Below are 20,174 nucleotides of genomic sequence, written 5' to 3' on the forward strand. Positions count from 1 at the left end.
GAACTAATCTTCCACACATACAATAATACAAAGCTTCTAGCCTCTTGCACTTGTTAGTTGAATCCGCGACTTATTAAAACGTCCATAAAAGGTTTCTCCTTTCAGTTCCTTGAATGGAGTGTCGACCAAATATTCTGCAGATATCGAAAAAAAGCAAACCGGAGCGCTCTCGAAAACTATACAAAACTTTTTTAAAAGCCCTCCAAATGGTTCGCGATCGGCTTCGATCACGGATTGCTGATCTCGGTTAAAACTATCCAAAACAATAGCGATGACTCCGTACTCAACAATGGCGTTCCCTTCAGCAATTCGCAAAAAGACCTCTCGCAGATAAATGTCGGGTAGGCCCTTGTGTTGCAAACAATCGATGTAAATCTTGCTCCTGTGGTACTTCTCAAGCGTCGACGTCATGTCATGGAGATGAAACATCAATTGCCTGGAAGGCTCGGGTAACTCCTCACCAGTCAGGATCTTAAAGGCCGTCGCAGGAATAGCGCATTCTTCAATAATGAAATGCCGCAGCGAGTCCGGCATACCTTGAACAATCACTTCGTTCATAAGTGGTCGTGTGATCAGGGGAAAAAGTATTTCAGGGAATCTAAACGATTTGATTCGTCCGATGATGTTGCAGGAAAAAGTCGTGGAGGAGATTGTCCACGCAAAGAAGCCCATCGCGACTTAGTAGAACAGCGCCGTCCTTAACCGCCAGCAAGCCTTCGTCGGATAGCCCAGCCAATTGCCCGGCAAAACGTTCTGCTATATTCACACCGAATTTCTTGGAAAAATAGTCGAGTTCAACATGACCCAGTTTCATCTGCAGAATAAACTCACGGATCATACGCTCTTCTTCATTGGTCCGAAAGGCACGTTTGAGAGGAAGTTTACCTGCGGCTATAGCTTCGAGATAAGGTTCGATCTCGGTCATATTCTGGTAGTGAACACCTGCGGCATGCGAGAAGGAGGCCACGCCCAATCCAATGAGATCTGCCCCACTCCACAATTCGTCACGATAGATAAACTTGGTTTTGTCCGGATTCTTGACTGCCGTGTAACCACTCGCGATGGTGTAGCCTGCACTTTCCAGGGCAGCAAACGCCTCCTTGACCCAACGACGTTTGGTCTCCCAATCTGCCACAGGTGCCACCAATTGGCCGCTGGCTTTCATCTCTTTATAGATCCCGGTATTGTAGGGAATCTCCATCTGATAGATCGTTACACTATCGGGAGACAGCTCGATCGTTTGTTCGATGTTCTTCTGCCAATTCTCTTCGGTCTCCTCGAGCATACCGGCGATCAGGTCGATGTTGATCTGGTCGAACTTCTCAGCCTGAGCTCTTTCATAAGCCCGGAAGACTTCAGGTCCACGGTGGGCGCGACCGTTGATTTCTAAAATGTGGTCGTCGAAATTCTCAACACCCAGGCTTAGTCTCGTGACACCGATATCTTTAACCGCAGTCAGTTTGCTTGGATTCAAGGTCCCCGGCTCACATTCGAAAGCCACTTCTTCCGCTTCGTCCCATGGAAGAATCGCTTTCATCTGGTCGGTAAGATCGCCTAGCTGCCTGGCGGACAAGTAAGAAGGCGTACCACCACCAAAATAAACAAAGTGTGGTTTACGGCCTCGAATCAACGGACGGTCCGCCATCGATTTCAATTCGGCAATCGTTCCGTCCAGGTATTCCTGAATCTGCTTCGCATTTTTATCGGTATAGACCCGGAAGTAGCAAAAGTGACATCGTTTGCGGCAAAAAGGGATGTGATGGTAAAGACCCAGCTTTGCATCGGGATTCGGCTCCGAGTTAAGCGCAATCTCCACCTCAACCGCTTGATCCTCCGACCAAAAAGAAAACGGAGGATAATTTGAAATAAAGTAATTGCCGGCCCTCGTGGAGGTCTTGGCAGTTTTAGTTGTTTCTGAAGGATTTTCTTCCATGGTAGTTGGGCTTAATTTTATTGAACCGCAGTATCAACGGACTCTTTCAGGGCAAAAACAGTTCCATCTTCTCCGCTAATGATGAGTGTGCCATAGCCGTACGACGGGGAGGCAATCAACCCTTCACCTAGATCCAGCCTCCAGATTTCCTCACCACTGTCGAGGTTTAAGGCATATACGCGCCCGTCACTCGATCCGGCAATAAGCCCATCATTAAAAACGATGGGCGAGCCTTCCACCCGCGCACCCGTTGGAAATTTCCAGGCTGATTCGCCCGTTTCCTGAACAATGGCATGCAAGTGTTTGTCGCGCGAACCGATAAACAACAGTTTGTCACTTACACCCGGTGAGCTGAAAAACGGCAGGTTTTTATCCTCGTAAACCCAGGCAATCATGCCGAGCTCCACGTCAAAAGCCACCACCTGGTTCGCATAATTCCCTGAATAAGCCATGTGCTTGTATGTGGCGATGGAGTTTACGATTTGAGAGTCATTGGGAATCTTATGCTCGAGGGAACCGTCCACCAGGTTCACTACATGCAGCTGAGCATCGCAGCCACCAAAGACCACCCATTTGCCATCCACCACTGCAGGAGATCCATTAATAAAATCTTCCGTTTCGTAGCTCCAGATCCTAGAGCCATCTTTGGCATTGAGACAGCGAGTGGTACCATCGTATCCATTCACCAACACCCAATCACCTTCTCCATTGGGATTTGGGGTAACAATCGGTGCAGCACTTATTTTGTCCTCAGCTCCGAACCTCCAGGCTTCTTCTCCTGTCTCGATGTTCAGGGCATACAAGTTGCCGTCGTTGGATGGCAAAAACACAAGCTCTCCACTTACCGCCGCCGCCGCGGTGATGGCATCGTCGGATGTGAACTTCCAGAGCACTTCGCCAGTAGTTCGGTCGAAGCACAAAAATTCTCCATACTCAGTCCCTACAAATACATGACGCTCGGTTACAACAGCCTCAGCGGTGATCATCTTTCCTTCCGTATAGGTCCACACGATTTCCATAGGTCCGGGAATCGGCTCGGCGATGTGACCCGAAAGATGAGGTCCTCCGCGTGTCATGGACCAGGAAGTAGTTGAAACTCTTTGCGGAGGAGCAGGTTCGGCGAGAGGCTCGGCCAAATTCGCTTTTTTTCCGCAAGCCGTCAGGAAAACCAGAACAAAAACCACTACCAAATATAGAACTGTCTTCGGTGAGGCCAAAACTTATCCTTTCGAAAGCGTTACTGTAGGAGCCAGCTTGCTGGCGAAACAAAGGTTTTCGAATCTAGAAATCGCCAGCAAGCTGTCTCCTACATTTAAATATCCAATCATCATCTCTCAACTTAAGCGGGTTCCGGCAACGCGAATGCGGCCCGATACAAATCCACAAAGTCTTCTATGGAAACGGCCCGAGGATTGAAATTTCCCGTCCACTGCTGAGCGGCCTCCTCAGCCAGTTGTTGGAGTTCTTCCTCGTCTGCATTGAATTCAAGTTGCTTCATCCTTCCGGTCAAATCGCTGACCCATTCAATCAGAGGTTTGGAACTCACATCCAATTCCTGCAAAATGTTTGAATATCGAGCATACACTTTGGCCGATCTTTTGTCTTCTGCATTAAATCGCATCACGTGGGGCAACATCATGGCAACCGCACGACCGTGAATCACATTGTGCCGTGAGGTAAGAGGATTTGCAGAAGCGTGAGCAGCACCCAGCATACTATTCTCAATGGCCAAGCCGCTCAAGGCAGCACCCAAAAGCATATGACCTCGGTCATCACCCTGAGGATTGCAATCAACGATATCGTCGATCGCTCGAACGATGTGTCGAAAGGCCGCCTCCGAATACATGGTTGAGAGCTCGGTACGCTTGGTGGAAACGGCTGATTCAAGAGCATGCGCTAAAGCATCGACCCCCGTTTGAACCGCAACTGAACGCGGTTGACTATCGGTAATATCCGGATCGAGGATCGCCACGCGTGCCAGAACCTTTGGATCACCACAGGCCATTTTCTCATGACTACCATCACGACTTACCAAAGCATAGGACTGACATTCACTTCCAGTGCCCGCAGTCGTTGGAATGGCTATAAAAGGTAAGAGCGGTTTTGTAGCTTTTCCATAACCATGGTAATCGGCCATACGACCACCATTGGTCAGCAAAAAGTTACAGGCCTTCGCCGTATCCATACTGCTGCCACCACCAAGGGCGACAAATCCATCAAACTCAATTTCTTGAGCAAAGGTGCAGCATGCAGCGGCATCGCTTTCCGTTGGATTCTCGCTGACAGCATCATAAATCGTAACACCGATGCCTTCCTTTTCGAGCAGAGAACTCACCGTGGAAGCGTGACCAGCTTTCACAATGCCTGCATCAGTAACCAGCAAAACCGATTTGACTCCCAACTCGCGAACAGCGGTGGGGAGCTCCTTCAGGACACCATTTCCAAAGATGAGCTTTGGTGAGGGTCTGGAAACAAAAGGATCAACCATACTATTTTTCCAAGGTGATCAAATCCCCTTGAAGCGCACGTCGTCGGTAGAGGAATTCAAAAATGTTACCCTCGTGAGGTTGCTCCCACTGAACGCGGTTTGTCGGATAGGGACCGATGTTCAGGCGTTCGATGTTGGTGCTTGTCATCAGATCAACAGTCCATTCCTGGTTCGCGGTAAAGGCTGAAACCACCAGAGTCTCACCAATGGTATCGAGCATTTCGTTTTGAGGAACTTCCACGATACTGGCAAACGGGAACATAAACTCGGTATTGGCCAGAGGATGATCCTTATCTTCGCAAAGAATGAGCGTAGGGCTCAGGAAGGTCTGGCCGTATTTCTCAACCAGACGAGGTCCTTCGCGGTATTGAGCTGTCAGATCGACCGCACCAGGAGTTTTTAAATGCTCGTCGATCAATTCATCGATCGCCTTGGCAAAGTCGGTGTTGGCAAAGCCGCAGACCAGGGCATCTGGATGATCGCGCGGAAGGGGCACGATCGCTGCCAATTTCCTGGCCAGAGCATGACCCACTTCATCCGCGTTTTTCGGAACGAGTACACCGGAAGCATTGATACAGCTTCGTCCACCGTTGGCGGAAACGGATTGAACGATGACATCCAGGTTTTCTTCCCAGTTATCTATAAAATCATCACCTATGAGCACCTTGCTGCGACCGGAACCGTGCACCTGAATGCTTCGATACGGCGCGTACTGCTTCACCGTTTTGTCGGAGCCAAAAGCCACTCCACGACCCGTTTCGAAAAGCAGCGTGTTTCCACCTTCGTGCGTCGTAGGATAAAAACCGAATCCCTCGGAAGGGAACCCCGCTGCAATCATCGCCTGGATGATGCGGAATGGTGTAAACGGATCTTCACGTCCTGGTTTTAAAACAACAGGAATTTTCAGCACGGGAGCAGGGAGCCAAAGTGAATTTACTCCAGGGGAGTTACTCGGAAGAAGAACACCGAGACTTTTGGTCTGAGGAAAGAAATTCACGTCGATTCCACCCTGATTTACATAACCATCGTCAAACAGAGAAAGCGGCATTCCTCGGGTCAGACCAGCAAGAATAGCGCGAATGTTTGCCATGGCTTCATAGACCTTGCCCATGTTTAAACGACAAAGGCTGTGGGGGAGACCCGTAGAAAGTGAAAGAGCGGCAGCATAGTCTTCCGGACTTTGCACCTCGTCGCCCATGCCCCAGGGCAGTTCGCCATTTAGAAAAAGCTCCGCAGCCTTCTCACAATAATCGGCAAGCGTCTCACAGGGAATGGCCTGGAGGGCGGCTACGGATTTATCAATTCCCAATAAATCGCGTCGGATAATTCCAGGATTAACCACACTTACTTCAATGGGCTTTCCGGCGCTTTCCAACTCCGTAGTGTCCAAGCTTTGGTACGCCTTTCCGAGGCGAAAGACTGGGATATGAATCGTATCGCTCATAACAAACTCAGGTTAAATTAATAAACGCCTTCAATCACTGTCTTTGTGCCGGACTGGAAGGGACGAACATCCCCTACTCCATCCCACGCAAATTCATCGCAAGGCTTACGACGAATCGCTTCATCTCTTTCGAGGAAACGTGGTACGAAAAATTCCTTGGTCATGGTGGTCAATTCCACCCGCCCGTATTCGTCATAGTCGACAACCTCATCAGGATTATCCGGCTCAACTACCCGAAGTACCGCACGTGGCTCAGGAGCATAATACGTGATGCTGTAGTTATCCTCGGGAACGAGCTTCTTACTGATCGCCAATCCCATAAGAGTGTTTCCATAAGTCGGAGCAAAATTGATCTGACCTTCGAGGACTTCCTCGTTGATGAAGCGTACGTATTGCGGGGTCATCGTGGTTCCTCCGGCAAACACACCTTTAAGTCCGGCTTTCACAAGCGACATGCGCTCGGCCAGACTCTCAAGAAGTTTAGGTGTAGTGAACATACACTGAATATTTCGGTGACGCAAAATCGCTGAAGCCTGGTCGATGACGTGTTCCTGATAGAGTTTGGCCATAGGAATCTCGCCCATGCCAATCAGACGTTTCACCCAACGAGGATCCAGATCGATATGGTAACAGGATCCTCCGCGGTAGGCAGCCAGATGCTCGATCGCCAACCGCAGGCGACGTGGGCCCGTGGGACCTACCATCAACCAATTGGAACCCTTCGGGAAAAAGTCGTCGCTGTAGTGGTCACTGAATTCTTCATAATCGTGTTTGTAATCGTCCCAACCGATACGCTGCTTGGGCATACCGGTTGTTCCACCGGTTTCAAACACGTTGTATGGACGACCTGCATATGCTTTTGGAATAAAGCGTTCGGGCATTTCCTTGCGTAATGTATCGTCGTCAAAGTGATCAAACTTCAGAATGTCTGCAAAACACTTTACTTCCTCGAGCGGATTCCAATCAGATTTGCTAGCCCAATCCAGCCAGTAATCGCATCCCGTCTCAGGCGAGAAATGCCATTTAATAATTTCCCGCACGCGGGCATCACGCGCTTCATTCGCGCCGTTTACGTCTAGTGATGAACTCATAAATTATTTAGAAGGAAAGAATTTCTTAAGCGTGTCTGCTGATGGAACTTTGGTCGCCAGCGAAACCGCCACCAAGGTAACAGCACAGGTAGCAAACATTGCTACGACGGGCATCATTCCCCCAACCGCGTAGGCACCATTCGAGCCATAGCCCGAATTCCTGAAAAGAATAAACCAGCATACTGCCGTCGCAATAACGGCAGCATAAGCGCCTAGTTTTGTAGCTCGTTTCCAATAAATCGCTGCAAAAACTAAAGGGAATAATGAAGCGTAGCCGCTGAAACACCAAATCCCCAAGGTGAAAACCGACCGCGATTCAGCCAATGAAAAGAGAAAGGTAACCAACACGATAAAGGAAATGAATCCGCGAGCCAACCACACCATGGCTGTATCGGAGAATCGATTCTTTCCAAACGAATGCGCAACAATGTCTCTCGTGAACATGGTTCCCACAGACACAAATTGTGAATCGAGTGATGACATGATTGCCGCTAGCACACCAGCACTTACAAGACCGGCAATTATAGGCGTCGACAACTTGCCGACCATGATTCCCAACACCGCATTCGGAACGGCTCCCGGCGGAATAATTGGGGTTTGCGTTCCGGGCATCAGTGCACCCGTCGCCCAGTAGCCAATCAAGATACAGGGAATCCAGGTGACCATGATACTAAGCGGGTGAGCGATCAGCATGAACTTGAAATTCTTCGAGGACTTCGAGGTAAGGAAATTTTGGAACAGGTGGGGAAACATACCCACTGAGAGCGGAATAAACAAATAGGTAAAGAACTGCAGCTCCGAAATGTTACCCTGACGAACCGCTTTGGCGGGATTGGCCATTTCTGATGCGGCAGAAAACCCTCCCAGTTTGGATGAGATGAGAATGAAGGCGACGACTCCCATCACCATAAAGATGATCGTTTGAAAGGTATTGGCCCAGGCGGCTGATCGCACCCCCCCCATAAATATATAAGAGAGGACGACGCCACAGATAACCAGTGAAGTTAGCCAGGGCGGAACTGCACCTCCGGTTGAGGCAAACACATCGGGAAAAGCTCCGCGGGTTACTCCCCCGATAAATGAACCGGCACCTAGTAAACCTACCAGGAGATAGGGAATGATAAGGCCAACCAAAATGGGAAATAACAAGTAGCCCAATCCATTACTTTCAAACCGGTCCCGGAAAAGTTCGATCTGGGTCATGTAGCCATTACGCTTACCCAGAGACCAGAGGCGTAGCCCAATCAAAAAGAAAACCGCAGAATGGACCAAGGCTGAGGACGAGGCCATTTTACCAAAAGTAGCAACACCCAGGTGGAAAGCTTCGCCCGTACTTCCGACCATGGCAAATGCGGTCATTGTCGTTCCAAAGACTGACATGAAAAGGACAAAGGGTCCAATAGAGCGACTGGCCACAAAGAAATCAGCCGCACCACCTCTAAAGAACTTTTTGCTAACGACCCCTAGGCCAATGAGAATGACCAAATAAATACAAATAATTACAACCTGAGTCATGAGCCAGCTCCTCCATCACCAGGGTTTTCAGAATCGGGTTCACCATCCAGCCCTTCCGGCCAGGCAAACTTGATCACAAGTAGCCACCCAACAGCAGCTGCAATAACAAAGCCCATATGATAGGCCAATGTTGCGGGCAAAACCCCGAACACCAACGTACCATCATTTTTTAGCCATGAGTCCTGATGCAAAAAGAAGAGCAGGACCAAATAGCCGAATACTAGCATTTTCTTGGACATAGAGTAATGGGGAGACGGTTAGAGAAGAAATGATGAGCCCTACTCTATTTGCCAATGGCATAGAGGTGCGTTTGCGTGGTCACGAACAAGGTATTGTTTGCAACAATCGGACTACAGTAAATAGGTGTATAAAAATCGACAACAGCGATCAGTTCTTTTTCGCGACCAGCTTTTAGAATAACCAACTCGCCATCTTCGTTGCCGATAAATAGCTTACCGTCAGCCACCATGGTGGAGGACCAGATTCTACTATTCGTTTCATGCACCCAAAGCTCTTCACCCGTGAGCGCGTCAAGGCAGTGAATATCGCCGTCGTATTCTGCTTGAAACAGCAATCCATCCACAATACTTGCTGTTGAGATGGAGCGCCCAATCGTAGTATTCGTCCAAATCGCCTGACCGGAAATATCTCCGGTTTTAGATAAATCGATACAACTTACTCTACCAACACCATCGCCATGCTCAGGATCCTGTCCGGTTATCATGTAGGCTTTGTTGTCGTGGATGATGGTCGTGGCTATTATTTCACTGGCGCCATCATAGGTGGCATACTTAATCGGCTCGCCGTCCTTAAAACGGTATTCTGGCAAATTGGCATCGTAGCGGAAAATCTCTTTCATCGCAGGGAAACCGTCTTCATGCATGACCGGCTCAACTTCAAATCCATAGCACCATCCGTCTCCCCCACCCCATACGACCATGGGCTTTCCATTTACGTCATCAATGGCGGGCGTACTCCAGCTTGCGTGCAACACTCTTTCCGATACGCCTGCGGTTTCCTCACCCAACAACTCGCCGGTGTTTTTATCCATAACGATCAAGGCAGGTGCAAAAGGTGCAGGAATATTTTTGTGAGACCAGTCAACGCCATTTGAGGTGGCGGCAAATATTTTATCTCCGTAAATAAGAGGAGAACAGCTGGAAACATTGTGAGGAAAAACTCCAAGCTGTTCGCGAGCATCCACTACCCAGAGGATATCCGCATCCTTGTCGTTCAATTTTACTGTGCCACCGGGCGTCTCTGAATAAAACTTCGCTTCATCCTGAAATTCTCCGTCGTTGCCGTTAGCCAGACCTTCGACATCGAAACAAAGAACCTCGCCGCGGTTGGTAACAATCCATCCTCGCTCCCCTTCGATGGCGGGGGATGAACAAAGCCCAACGAACTCCCAGTCACTCACTTTACCTGCGCCCAATTTTGGGATCAGCAACTGCCAGAGGTATTCGCCTGTTTTCTCGTCGAAACACATCAAAACACCACGGTCACCCTTTTGTGATTCATTTCGTGGAGATTCATTATTCGTTCCAACGAAGATCTTTCCTCCAGAAACAACCGGAGTGCCATAGGTTTGTGAACCGAGCTTTGCTACCCACTTCACACCTTTGGTGGTTTCCATATTGATCTCCTCACTTTTGGGGATGTAATCGCCACTTTCTATCTCAGTTGGAATACCTGTTGCTTCCGTTACCATGTTACGATCAGAAGACCCGCCCCAGGTTGGCCAATCGGATGCGTGCGCGGAAACGGCTATTAATAAGGAGGAAAATGCTAAGTATGATTTTTTCAGGTTCATGGTTAGGGTCTCTTAGTTTTTGCTGGAAATTGAAATGTTATCGATGAAGACACGCTTTAAGCTCTGAGGTGCAAAAGCAAATACACCGGGTGCACCACGAAGGTGTACTTTCGGCTGCTTTGATTCTATAGTCCAGGAGTCCGGTTCTTGGGTTCCCTTCTCCCAGGCCTTCGCACGAACCACTCCGCTGCCATCGGCATTGGTATCGACACGCGTTTTCAAGTGATACCAGGTGCTTGCTTTAACAGAAAATGGAACCGAGTCTTTAACTCGTTCGTGATTACTGGAAACTTCCAACAGACGCTGGTTACCAGAAAGCGCGATTACATAACGTTGATTCACCAGGCCTACGGTCGACATCACACGTCGTGTGCCGTCAGTCATTACATCCGCCTCAAGGGTATAACTTTTCATATCGGACTTACCGATGAAGTTCATACTTCTTTGCCAAAGCAAATTCTCCAAACGGAAAGCGACGACTTTATTTCCGTCTTGATCCATGACATGCCATTTCGGGCCCGCTCCCAGCCAGCTGCCCGGCGGAGGTGAAACGGCAACACCGTCTTTGTCCTTTAGAATGAGTTTGGTTTCTTCGAAATCTTCGGAGTACCCGTTCCCGGCAACCACACGACCACGACTGACACTGGTCATGCCATTCACAGTGGCTTGGATGCTTCCAGTGCTCAGCTTGCCTTGCCCATCTCGGGTCAACCGGTTACCTGAAAGTGTCGCATCTACTTCGGAGGGTCGAGGAGCGGTGGGAGGATTCCACATCGCAAAAGTTGCTTCGGAGGTAAGGTCTTTGACCCTGCGTCCACTGGCGTCCAATCCATAGACGGTAAAGCTTTGCTCGTCATCAGAACCGAGTGCGAATTCGGAAGGAACCAACTGGATTTGGGTAATTTTCCCGGGCTTGATTGTTTTGGCGGGACTCGGGTATTTTACTTTTTTCAGTGTTTTATCTCCAAAGCAATGCAGGCCTTCTTTGGAAAAAACATACACCCGATTGTTATAAACCGCTGGGGCACCCAAGCAGTTGGAATCCATTTGGTTGGCACTGAGGATATTAGCAGAATCTCCGCCGTCCTTCAGGACGTAGGTCATTCCATCCATCATGGGAACGTAGAGTTTTCCGTCGGCATAAGTAGGAGATGCGTGCAGTTGATCAGGAGCGAGCTTCTGGTTCCAAACCGTCTTTCCAGTCTCTATATCCACAGCAAGTAAACTTCCAGTCGCAATCGTGGTGTAGACACGGTCTCCAACCAAGGTCGGTGAACTGGTGAACGCCACGTGCTCATCGTTGCGCCACACTTCAGACTCTGTGCCGAGGACCAACGGCAAATTGTCAGGATATTCTGAAGGAATTTTAAGACGAACCAGTCGGCCCTTCGCGGTGGTATCAACATTCTCCTTGCCATGAACAGCAATCAAACCGTCTTTTCCAACCAAAACCACACTTGAATTGACACCGCCTATAGCTAATTGGAAACGCCAGACAGACTCACCGGTACGGGCATTCACACAGACGATGTTTCCGCAACCCGTTCCAACATAAAACACACGTTGATTGCCGAGGTCGCCAAATACAGGGCTGGCAAAAGAACTATCGATAGGACTCACTCCAGGAGTACTAGACCAAACCAGTTCGCCGGTGCGCTTATCGAAAGCGTAAAACCGGTTGCGGGCCGGGCCGTCGCCACCCCAGTTAGCCGTTATACCGCCGACAATGACAAGATTACGATCCAGAGCCGGCGAACCGGTTCTTCCATTGGGAAAGGTTAACATGCCAAATTCCTCCATCAAGGAATGCTCCCAGAGCAACTTGCCATCCTTGGTAAAACCCATGACCAAACCGTTGGTTGATTTCACATACACATTGCCGGTTTCCGCATCTATTGTCGGAGCGCCAATGGCATAGCGGTTATACACGATGTCGCTGATGTAATCGGCGAATCGGTGTTCCCAGATTTTTTCTCCGGATTCTGCATCGAGACAGAGCAAGGTCTCTTCCACATCCTCAAACTCACCATAGAATCCAAACGCATAAATACGGCCATCCGCCGCTACGGGTGTTCCCGCACCACGAACCGGATAGGTCCAGCGATGTTCTTTTCCTTCCAAGTCGAGCGAATCCGGAAGTGAGACTTTAGACGGCGAATTTCCATTCTGATCAGGACCACGCCAATTAAGCCACCCATTGGCAGCAAAGCCCTGGGCAAAGGATAAAACCATTGCGAGGAAAACTAGAGGAAAGAGACAACGCATACGCATTTTCATAACTTAGGGAGTTAATAAGGGTTACCGAATCTACTGTTAAAACACGGAAACTTCAATCAAAGGAATTAAAATATGAGATCAAGGCGCAAGCCAAATCTCTGTGGAGCACCTGGACTTCCGGCTTGAATTTCGGGATTAATGAACTGGAAATAGTGTTCTTCAGCCAAATTCCGGCCGTAAACAGCGATGGAAAAATTGTTATGACGATATCCGATTTGAGCATCCCAAATGCCAAAGGAAGACTGTGAAAATCTTTCCTGATTTAGTTCGTCGTAATAGGTATTACCATAAGCCGTATAGGAAGAACTTCCAAATAATCCGTTTTCCAATTCGAAACGCACACCCGTGCGAACTGTGTATTCAGGGATAAAGGGCACGCTATTTCCAGAAACATCAACACCCATCGAATCAAGATGCTTTTCGAAATCCGCATTGGTATAACCCGCTTGAAAATCGAAGAAGAGCCCTTGGCTTGGATTGAACACCAGTTTGCCTTCAATACCGTCGGAAGAAACTTTCTCCGCATTAATAACTACAAAGTCGGTTGAAAATGGAACCGTGCGCTCGTATTGGTAATCGTCGGTGTCGTTTCGAAATACCATGAGGGATCCGCTCACCCGATTTTCCTCAGAGGTGAAATTGATCCCCAGCTCATTGGACCAAAGTTTTTCGGAGTTAAACCGTGTGAAAACGGGATTGGACGTAAAACCGCTGTAGCCTTCAGGTTTATGCGATATGGATGAACGTACGATAAAATCTAAGGAATCGGTCGTTGTAATGGTTAGCCCGATTGTTCCAGCGGCTTTGGTTTCACTTTGTGAATCATTCACCCCTGGCTCAGGTGGACCTGGGAAATTGAAATTATTAGTAGAGACCTTGGTCCTCACAATCGAAGATTGGTTTTCTTCAAATCGGAGGCCGGTGTTGAGTACCACGTTGTCAGAAAGCGTCGTATCCGCATTGATATAAGCTGCTATATTTTGCCGTTCGATCTCAAAGATCGTTTGTTCAGTTAAAACAAATCCGGGTGGGATGAACCCTCCCGCCGGAACTGGAAACTGACGGGTCGCATCACCATTGGTTTCAGAATCCATGAAGAATAAGCCTGCGGTCCAGCGGATTGATGACAAATCAGAGTCCGAAATAAATCGAAATTCCTGGTTAAACAATTCTTCGTCCTGACTGACTTTTGAAAATCCAAAATCGAAGAAGCTCAAATCAAGATCTGTCAGGTTGGGATCAAGATCCCAATCCTGGTAGGAAGTCGTTGCTGTAAGTTCTCCTTGATCGAACGCTTTTGTGAGCTGAAAGTTGAGCTGCATACGATCGAGCTCGGTGATACCTTCCACATTCGAAGACACTTCATAGGGATCGGGACTAAACAACGAACTCAGACGAGTAGCGCCATCATTGATCGATTCCGCAAAGATGCCAAACCGCAGTTCCAGGTCGTCGGATGGATTCATGAAGAAGTTCAGACGGCCACTCAAAGATTCTCTGTCGTCCACGGTTTTGCCAGAAACCACATTGTCGATATAACCATCGCGTGCGTTGTAACCGATCGAGGCGCTGTATGCCGCGGAATCACTGATAGGTCCGTCCGATAATCCTTTGATGATTATTGACTCGTAGGATCCGTACTCAAGTTGAAGCGCCTGGCGAGATTCCGAACCCGGGCGGCGGGTTCTAATGTCGATCATCCCTGAGGAAGCGTTTCGCCCGAAACGTGTTGATTGCGGGCCGGATAGTATCGAAATGCTGGAAATATTAACCAACTCACCAGGATAAGTAGAAACAGATCCTCCCGGAACCCCATCTACGTACAACCCAACTGAAGGAGAGCCGAAAAAGATGGAATTGGCGCTTCCACGCATGGAGAGAATGTCACCAAATCCACGGGTATCACTGTTGATGGAAGCCAGATTGGGCGCCAAGCCGGAAAGATCCTGCAATTGGGTGGATCCATAGATATCGAGCACATTTTCATTTAAAACGGACCGGGACAGATCCACATTGAGGTCTTCAATTGAAAACTCCGATCGGATCTCAAACTGATCCAATTCAACAGTATCCATCCCACCAGCAGATTCCTGGGAAAAAAGTCCGAAGGAACTCGCTGTTAATACTGACGAGATAGTTATGGTTAGGCGTTTTAAGGACATATTACAAAAGAGTAATCTTGGGTAACGTAGGATTACTTAAAAAGGTAACGAGTTTGTTGTTTTGTTGTAGATTTCTTGGGCTTAACGAAATTAAAGGAAACACATAAAGTAGGATTTTGCCTGCACTCCAAGATTGAAATAACCTAAAATGCACAATACTTCCGTGAAGCTACAAAATCACATAATCTAAATCATGAGCATGAGACACACCCTAATCCTCCTTTGTTTCGCCTCAACTTCACTTTCTGCAGAGTGGACCAACTGGCGAGGGCCTAACAACAATCTGTCAACAGATCACCAGGCTTTCCCAAACACGTTTTCCAATAACGAGAACGTAGTCTGGTCGATGGAGATCTCTGGAGAAGGCACTTCTACCCCGGCTATATGGAAGGACACACTCTATATTACCAGTATGAAGAATGGAATGGATACCCTGATTGCATTGAATCTGGACGGAATACAACAATGGGAGACCCAAATCGGAATTGGTGAGGAAGGAAGTCATAGGCAGGGAACAGGAGCAAACCCCAGTCCAGTTGTGGACGACAGTGGTATTTATGTTTATTTCAAATCTGCTTCTTTGGCTAAATTCAGCCATTCGGGGAAGGAGATCTGGAAGAAAAACCTCCAAAAAGAATACAGCATCACCAGCCAATGGTGGGATCTCGGAACGTCGCCGGTTCTCGAGGACGGAAAGATCTTTATCGCGGTTATGCAGCAGCTAGCGCGTCGGAGTGGTGAAAAAGCGGAAACCTATGTTGTGGCTCTGGACAAAGATACCGGTAAAGAAATTTGGAAAGTAGACCGCGTTACTGGTGCCAACACGGAATCCAATGACGCCTACACAACTCCACTTATCGCTACAGTAGATGGTCAAAGACAACTTATTGTGTGGGGCGCCGACCAATTAAGTGGGCATTCCCTTAAAAACGGTGAAGCGATCTGGACCTGCGGTGACTTCAATCCGACTGACCACAAAAACTGGAGAACGATTGCCTCGCATACTATTGTGGGTGACATAGCAATCGTCCCTTACGGTAGAGGTTACGCTGTTGCCGCAATTAAGATGTCTGGGAAGGGAGATATCACCAGTAAATCAAGATTGTGGGAAATAGAAAAAATTGGACCTGATGTCCCCTCTCCAACCATTCACGGAGATTCGACCATTATTTTAAACGACCGTGGCGTTCTCACAGCAATTGACATAGAATCGGGTGATATCCGCTGGACAAGCGAGCTACCCAGAACAGCAGCGAAGTACTTTGCATCCCCCATTATTTCTGGAAACCGTCTGATTTGTAGTCGAGATGACGGCACAGTGTTTGTTTGTGAACTGAATAAGGATGGCGTTGAAGTTCTTTCAGAAAACAACATGGGGGAAGCCGTTATTGCGACTCCTGTTCCCTACGGAGACAAGCTATACGTCCGCACGGCAAGCACCCTTTACTGTATCGGCAAGTCCAGCTAGGATACTTTATCAATCTTCTAATCACGCAATTATGACAAATTACCTCCCTAAGCTTTCCATACTTTCCATTGTAGCTAGCATTGCCTTAATTGGATGCTCGGCACCCAAAGAAGGATCAGAAAACCACAATACTTCACCAGAGTCTTACATCGGCGTTGGAGCAGTTCCTCTTGTGGGCGCGGAGGTGCTTCTCGATGGAACACGCGAGTCACTCACTGCCAATTGGGAATACTGGGAAGGCCCTCGCTTTAATTCTGAAATGCCCATCAAGTGGCTGGACTCCGAAGATCCTGTTGATGGTGGTCCGGCAATTAGTGCCAAAGACCCGGCTGCTGCAGGAGGTAAGTATGGAAGCGCCGATATCGTTACCAAAAAAAAGTATGGAGACAAACGGGTACATGTTGAGTTTCTCATCACCGGCGAAGGAGGCAACAGCGGTGTGTACCTTCAAAACCGGTACGAGATTCAAGTCCTGGATGGTGACAAAACGAAACATGGCATGGGTGCTGTGATCAACGAAACGGAGTCGCCTTACCACGCTTATAACGGAATCGGCAAATGGAACGCCTATGACATCCAATTCCGTGCCGCCCGCTTCAAGGATGGTAAGCTAAGCGAGAAGCCAATTGTAAGTGTATATTTCAACGGACAAAAAGTGCACACGAATGTGACGATCAATAAAGTCTGGGGGGGTGCCAACTCCGGTCTTGATGGAGGTAACGACAATGGTTTCGGAATTACCGATCGACCTGGAGGACTTAAGCTACAAGCTGAAGGTTGGGATGTCCGTTACCGCAGCGTCTGGATCAAGGAAATGAATTTCGAGGAACCCGATACGGACTTTTAAAACCTTATCTAATTCAAGTATTACCCAATCCGCTTGCCGTAATACACGTGGGCGCACTCCGTACCGTCAAAATCCGCAACATTTGGCATATGCCCCCACTTTCCGAATCCGAGTTTTTCCAGCAGCCGAATACTGGCTTCATTCGTATCTAAAAGGATACCAAACAGGTTCTTGATTCCCAGTCGGCCACAATCTTCGATTGCGTGAAGCACGAGCCTGGTTGCGACGCCCTGTCTTTTGAAATCGTTGGACACGTAGTAGCTAATCTCAGCAGTAAATCGTAACGCACCTCGCCCCGCTCGATAGGGACTGATACTACACCAACCGGAAATGACTCCATCTACCTCCTCAACATAGATCGGATACTTCTCGCGGGTGTGTTCATCGAACCATGCCGAACGCGACTCCACGCTGACTGGATTGGTGAGAGCTGTGGCGTTTGCAATTCCAATGGCCTCATTGAGAATCTCAACAACCCGTGACCTATCGCTCTCTTCTAAAAATCTGATCTTCATTTAAATAGTCCCCGATATCACAAATACCCGGTGAGGGATATCCAAAGGATCATCAGGAAATAATTTTTTCAACATTTCCCCATGACGGCGATCGAAATCCGCGACTGCGTCAACCGGTAAACTTCCCTTGATTCCGGCGCTTGCTCGGATGCGCCCCCTCCAACCTTCATGCGAATAACTGACCATTTCGTCGTACGAGTAACTCGCTATGTTTTCAAATCCACCCTCTGCAAAGTGCCTGAACCAATCAGGATAAATACCAACGCCGCCTCCCATATTCCACTCAGGATTCACTTCGCGAATTAGTTGCTCCGTGTGCCAGACGACGTTCTCTGGAGTTGGCAGCCAATCAAAGTGAGAAACAATTAACCGTGCGCCAGGTTTCAAAATTCTCCTTACTTCTTTTATTGCTTTTGCCGCATCGAACCAATGCCAACATTGGCCGGCCGTAACGACATCCACTGACCGATCTGACAAGCCAGTATTTTCCGCAGTCCCATCCAACCAATCAATTTGTAAGCCCTCTCCTTCAGCGAGTCGCCTGGCAACTTCCAGGAGCGCCGGGGACGGATCAACTCCGGTTACTGTGCAACCCATCTTCGACAACCCTCTCGCAATGCTTCCAGTACCCGTTCCGAGGTCGACCACTGTTTCCCCTCCAACGATAAATCGATTTTCTTCAAGCGATTCAAAAAACGAATTCGGGAAACCGGCTCTATGTTTTCCATAATCATCTGCCGCTTTTCCAAAATCAACTTTCACGGCAAAAATCAAACCAACTCCTCCAGCAGTTGTCCCGCACAAATACTCCTTCCTTTTAGCCCTTCACTTTTAAACATTCAGCCTTCAACCTTTCTACCCTGAGCTCAGTCGAAGGGCTGCATTCAAACATTAACCACTCTCCATGGGCACCATACTCTCTTTTTTCTTTTTCACAGGACTTGTCGGTTTCATAACCTACCTCCGAACTCACAACGATAACCTGAAAACCTCAAAAGGTTATTTTTTAGCAGGAAACAGTCTGAACGGCTGGGTAATTGCAGGTTCATTGATGCTGACCAATTTGAGCGCAGCCAACTTTACGGGGATGACCGCCAACGTTTACGCAGGCAATCTGTCGCCGATTGCATGGACGGTTACGGTGATTCCTCCGTTGATATATTTCAGCGCCGTTTTATTACCCACTTTTCTGAGAGGAGGATTTACAACCATTCCCGAATTTCTGGAAAACCGATTCCATAAGTCGACCCGCAGAACGGTCGCGGTGATGTTTTTGTTTTCCTACATCGTAAGCGCGATGCCGGTCGCACTTTACGGCGGATCAATCGCGATCAACTTACTTTTTAATATTTCCGCCGGATTGGATATCAGCAACCAGGCCGTCATCTGGATTCTGGTTTGGTCATTGGGAATCATTGGAAGCCTCTACGCCCTGTTTGGCGGACTCAAAGGAGTAGCGATCTCCGATACCCTCAACGGCATCGGATTACTCATAGGTGGCGCCATGGTGTTCATTATCGGCATCTACAAAGTAGGCGAAAACAACTTCATCCAGGGATTCCAAACCATCCTCACAAAAAACACCCAGATTCTGGATGCGGTCGGCGATGTTACTGACGGCATACCTTTCTCAGTGCTCTTCACCGGCATGCTCATTCACAATCTATTCTTCTGGAGCACCAATCAGTTTATTGTTCAAAGAACCCTCGGTGCCCGTAGCTTGAAGGAAGGGCAAAAGGGCGTGATGATCGCCTCGTTCTTCAAGATCCTGAACATTTGCTACATCGCCTTCCCCGGAGTCATCGCCTTCCACTTGTTTGGTCCAAATCATTTTGAGAACAACGACTTCGCCTACCCTTCCCTCATACGCGAAATCATGCCCGAAGTTTTCATCGGTTTTTTTGCAGCGGTCATTTTTGGTGCGGTCCTGAGCACGTTTAATTCGGTGTTGAATAGTTCGGTCACTATTTTCGCGTTGGACGTCTACAAACCTCTCTTTGGGAAAAACCTGGATGATCGAACCATCATTCAAAGAAGCAAGAAGTTTGGTATCCTGATGGCGGTAGCCACGATGATCATAGCGCCGTTTATCATGTATTTTCCCGAAGGCATTTTTACCTTCATGGTGAAGGTCGATAGTTTGTTTGGCGCACCCATCTTCATGGTGATGTTGCTGGGCTATTTTTCAAACCGGGTATCCCACAAGGTAGCCAATTTCTGCCTGACCCTTTTTCTGATCGTCTACGGTACCCTGTTATTATTCGTAAAGCCGGACCTCCATTACCTTCACTACATGGCTATTCTCTTTACCGCTTTCACCGGCCTGGCGTTTCTGCTTGGTAAAATTTTTCCGGTCAACAAACCGCCCATCGATACAAGCGGCATTGACGGTGTCGATATAACCCCCTGGAAATACTTTAAGCCTATATCGATCCTAGCGACGATTGCTATGGTGACGGTGTACATTCTTCTCTCCCCGGTAGGGTTAGTGGAACCAGGCCGTGAAAAAACAATAGAGTACGGAATAATAGCTGCGGGCCTCGTTATGGCTTTTGTGCTTTTTGGAGTGCCTTTGATCAGAAAGAAGACCTGAGTGAATAAACAATTGGTTTGTCCGGTTT

Annotated in this window: 16 protein-coding genes; 3 read left to right on the plus strand and 13 right to left on the minus strand. The window is 48.3% G+C overall.

Annotated elements, in window-relative coordinates:
* Window positions 1-36: 36 nt before the first annotated feature.
* The 11 genes from O3C43_15780 to O3C43_15830 all read right to left on the minus strand — a co-directional run bounded on the left by O3C43_15780 (window position 37) and on the right by O3C43_15830 (window position 14,723).
* Entirely contained in the window at window positions 37-558 is a 522-nt protein-coding gene (locus O3C43_15780) for a hypothetical protein (protein ID MDA1067952.1), read from the minus strand.
* A 40-nt stretch (window positions 559-598) separates the two neighbouring features.
* Entirely contained in the window at window positions 599-1,933 is a 1,335-nt protein-coding gene (locus tag O3C43_15785) for a coproporphyrinogen-III oxidase family protein (GenBank protein MDA1067953.1), read from the minus strand.
* Between the two features lie 17 nt (window positions 1,934-1,950).
* Window positions 1,951-3,150 carry a PQQ-binding-like beta-propeller repeat protein gene (locus tag O3C43_15790; GenBank protein MDA1067954.1) on the minus strand — a complete coding sequence of 400 codons (1,200 nt, stop codon included), beginning with the start codon at window positions 3,148-3,150 and terminating at the stop codon, window positions 1,951-1,953.
* A 122-nt stretch (window positions 3,151-3,272) separates the two neighbouring features.
* Complete coding sequence (locus tag O3C43_15795; GenBank protein MDA1067955.1) at window positions 3,273-4,421, minus strand: iron-containing alcohol dehydrogenase; 1,149 nt, start codon at window positions 4,419-4,421, stop codon at window positions 3,273-3,275.
* A gap of 1 nt (window position 4,422) precedes the next feature.
* Complete coding sequence (locus O3C43_15800; GenBank protein ID MDA1067956.1) at window positions 4,423-5,865, minus strand: aldehyde dehydrogenase family protein; 1,443 nt, start codon at window positions 5,863-5,865, stop codon at window positions 4,423-4,425.
* Between the two features lie 17 nt (window positions 5,866-5,882).
* A complete protein-coding gene (locus tag O3C43_15805; protein MDA1067957.1) occupies window positions 5,883-6,956 on the minus strand; it encodes a hypothetical protein in 1,074 nt (357 codons plus the stop codon).
* A 3-nt stretch (window positions 6,957-6,959) separates the two neighbouring features.
* Entirely contained in the window at window positions 6,960-8,471 is a 1,512-nt protein-coding gene (locus tag O3C43_15810) for a sodium:solute symporter family protein (GenBank protein ID MDA1067958.1), read from the minus strand.
* Window positions 8,468-8,710 (minus strand): DUF3311 domain-containing protein, encoded by a 243-nt coding sequence (locus O3C43_15815; GenBank protein MDA1067959.1) that lies wholly within the window; start codon window positions 8,708-8,710, stop codon window positions 8,468-8,470. Before O3C43_15815 ends, O3C43_15810 begins: the two co-directional genes overlap by 4 nt.
* A 44-nt stretch (window positions 8,711-8,754) precedes the next feature.
* Complete coding sequence (locus O3C43_15820) at window positions 8,755-10,284, minus strand: PQQ-binding-like beta-propeller repeat protein (protein MDA1067960.1); 1,530 nt, start codon at window positions 10,282-10,284, stop codon at window positions 8,755-8,757.
* Between the two features lie 12 nt (window positions 10,285-10,296).
* On the minus strand, window positions 10,297-12,516 hold the full coding sequence (locus O3C43_15825) for a PQQ-binding-like beta-propeller repeat protein (protein MDA1067961.1): 2,220 nt from the start codon (window positions 12,514-12,516) through the stop codon (window positions 10,297-10,299).
* Window positions 12,517-12,626: 110 nt separating this feature from the next.
* Window positions 12,627-14,723, minus strand: a complete 2,097-nt coding sequence (locus O3C43_15830) for a TonB-dependent receptor (protein ID MDA1067962.1) — start codon at window positions 14,721-14,723, stop codon at window positions 12,627-12,629.
* A gap of 199 nt (window positions 14,724-14,922) precedes the next feature.
* Here O3C43_15830 and O3C43_15835 point away from each other — a divergent pair, with 199 nt between their 5' ends.
* Together O3C43_15835 and O3C43_15840 are read left to right on the plus strand one after the other, a co-directional pair.
* Window positions 14,923-16,191 carry a PQQ-binding-like beta-propeller repeat protein gene (locus tag O3C43_15835; protein MDA1067963.1) on the plus strand — a complete coding sequence of 423 codons (1,269 nt, stop codon included), beginning with the start codon at window positions 14,923-14,925 and terminating at the stop codon, window positions 16,189-16,191.
* 31 nt (window positions 16,192-16,222) lie between these two features.
* Window positions 16,223-17,038: a DUF1080 domain-containing protein gene (locus tag O3C43_15840; GenBank protein ID MDA1067964.1), complete on the plus strand. Its 816-nt coding sequence runs from the start codon at window positions 16,223-16,225 to the stop codon at window positions 17,036-17,038.
* A gap of 20 nt (window positions 17,039-17,058) precedes the next feature.
* On the opposite strand, the gene O3C43_15845 is transcribed toward O3C43_15840, so the two are convergent.
* Both O3C43_15845 and O3C43_15850 read right to left on the minus strand, forming a co-directional pair.
* Window positions 17,059-17,553 (minus strand): GNAT family N-acetyltransferase, encoded by a 495-nt coding sequence (locus tag O3C43_15845; GenBank protein MDA1067965.1) that lies wholly within the window; start codon window positions 17,551-17,553, stop codon window positions 17,059-17,061.
* The gene (locus tag O3C43_15850; protein ID MDA1067966.1) at window positions 17,554-18,315 is read right to left on the minus strand and encodes a class I SAM-dependent methyltransferase; all 762 of its coding nucleotides are present in this window, start codon (window positions 18,313-18,315) and stop codon (window positions 17,554-17,556) included.
* 142 nt (window positions 18,316-18,457) lie between these two features.
* On the opposite strand from O3C43_15850, the gene O3C43_15855 reads away from it, so the two are divergent.
* A complete protein-coding gene (locus O3C43_15855) occupies window positions 18,458-20,146 on the plus strand; it encodes a solute:sodium symporter family transporter (protein MDA1067967.1) in 1,689 nt (562 codons plus the stop codon).
* Window positions 20,147-20,174: the final 28 nt, after the last annotated feature.

The organism is Verrucomicrobiota bacterium (assembly GCA_027622555.1).
Lineage (GTDB): Bacteria > Verrucomicrobiota > Verrucomicrobiia > Opitutales > UBA2995 > UBA2995.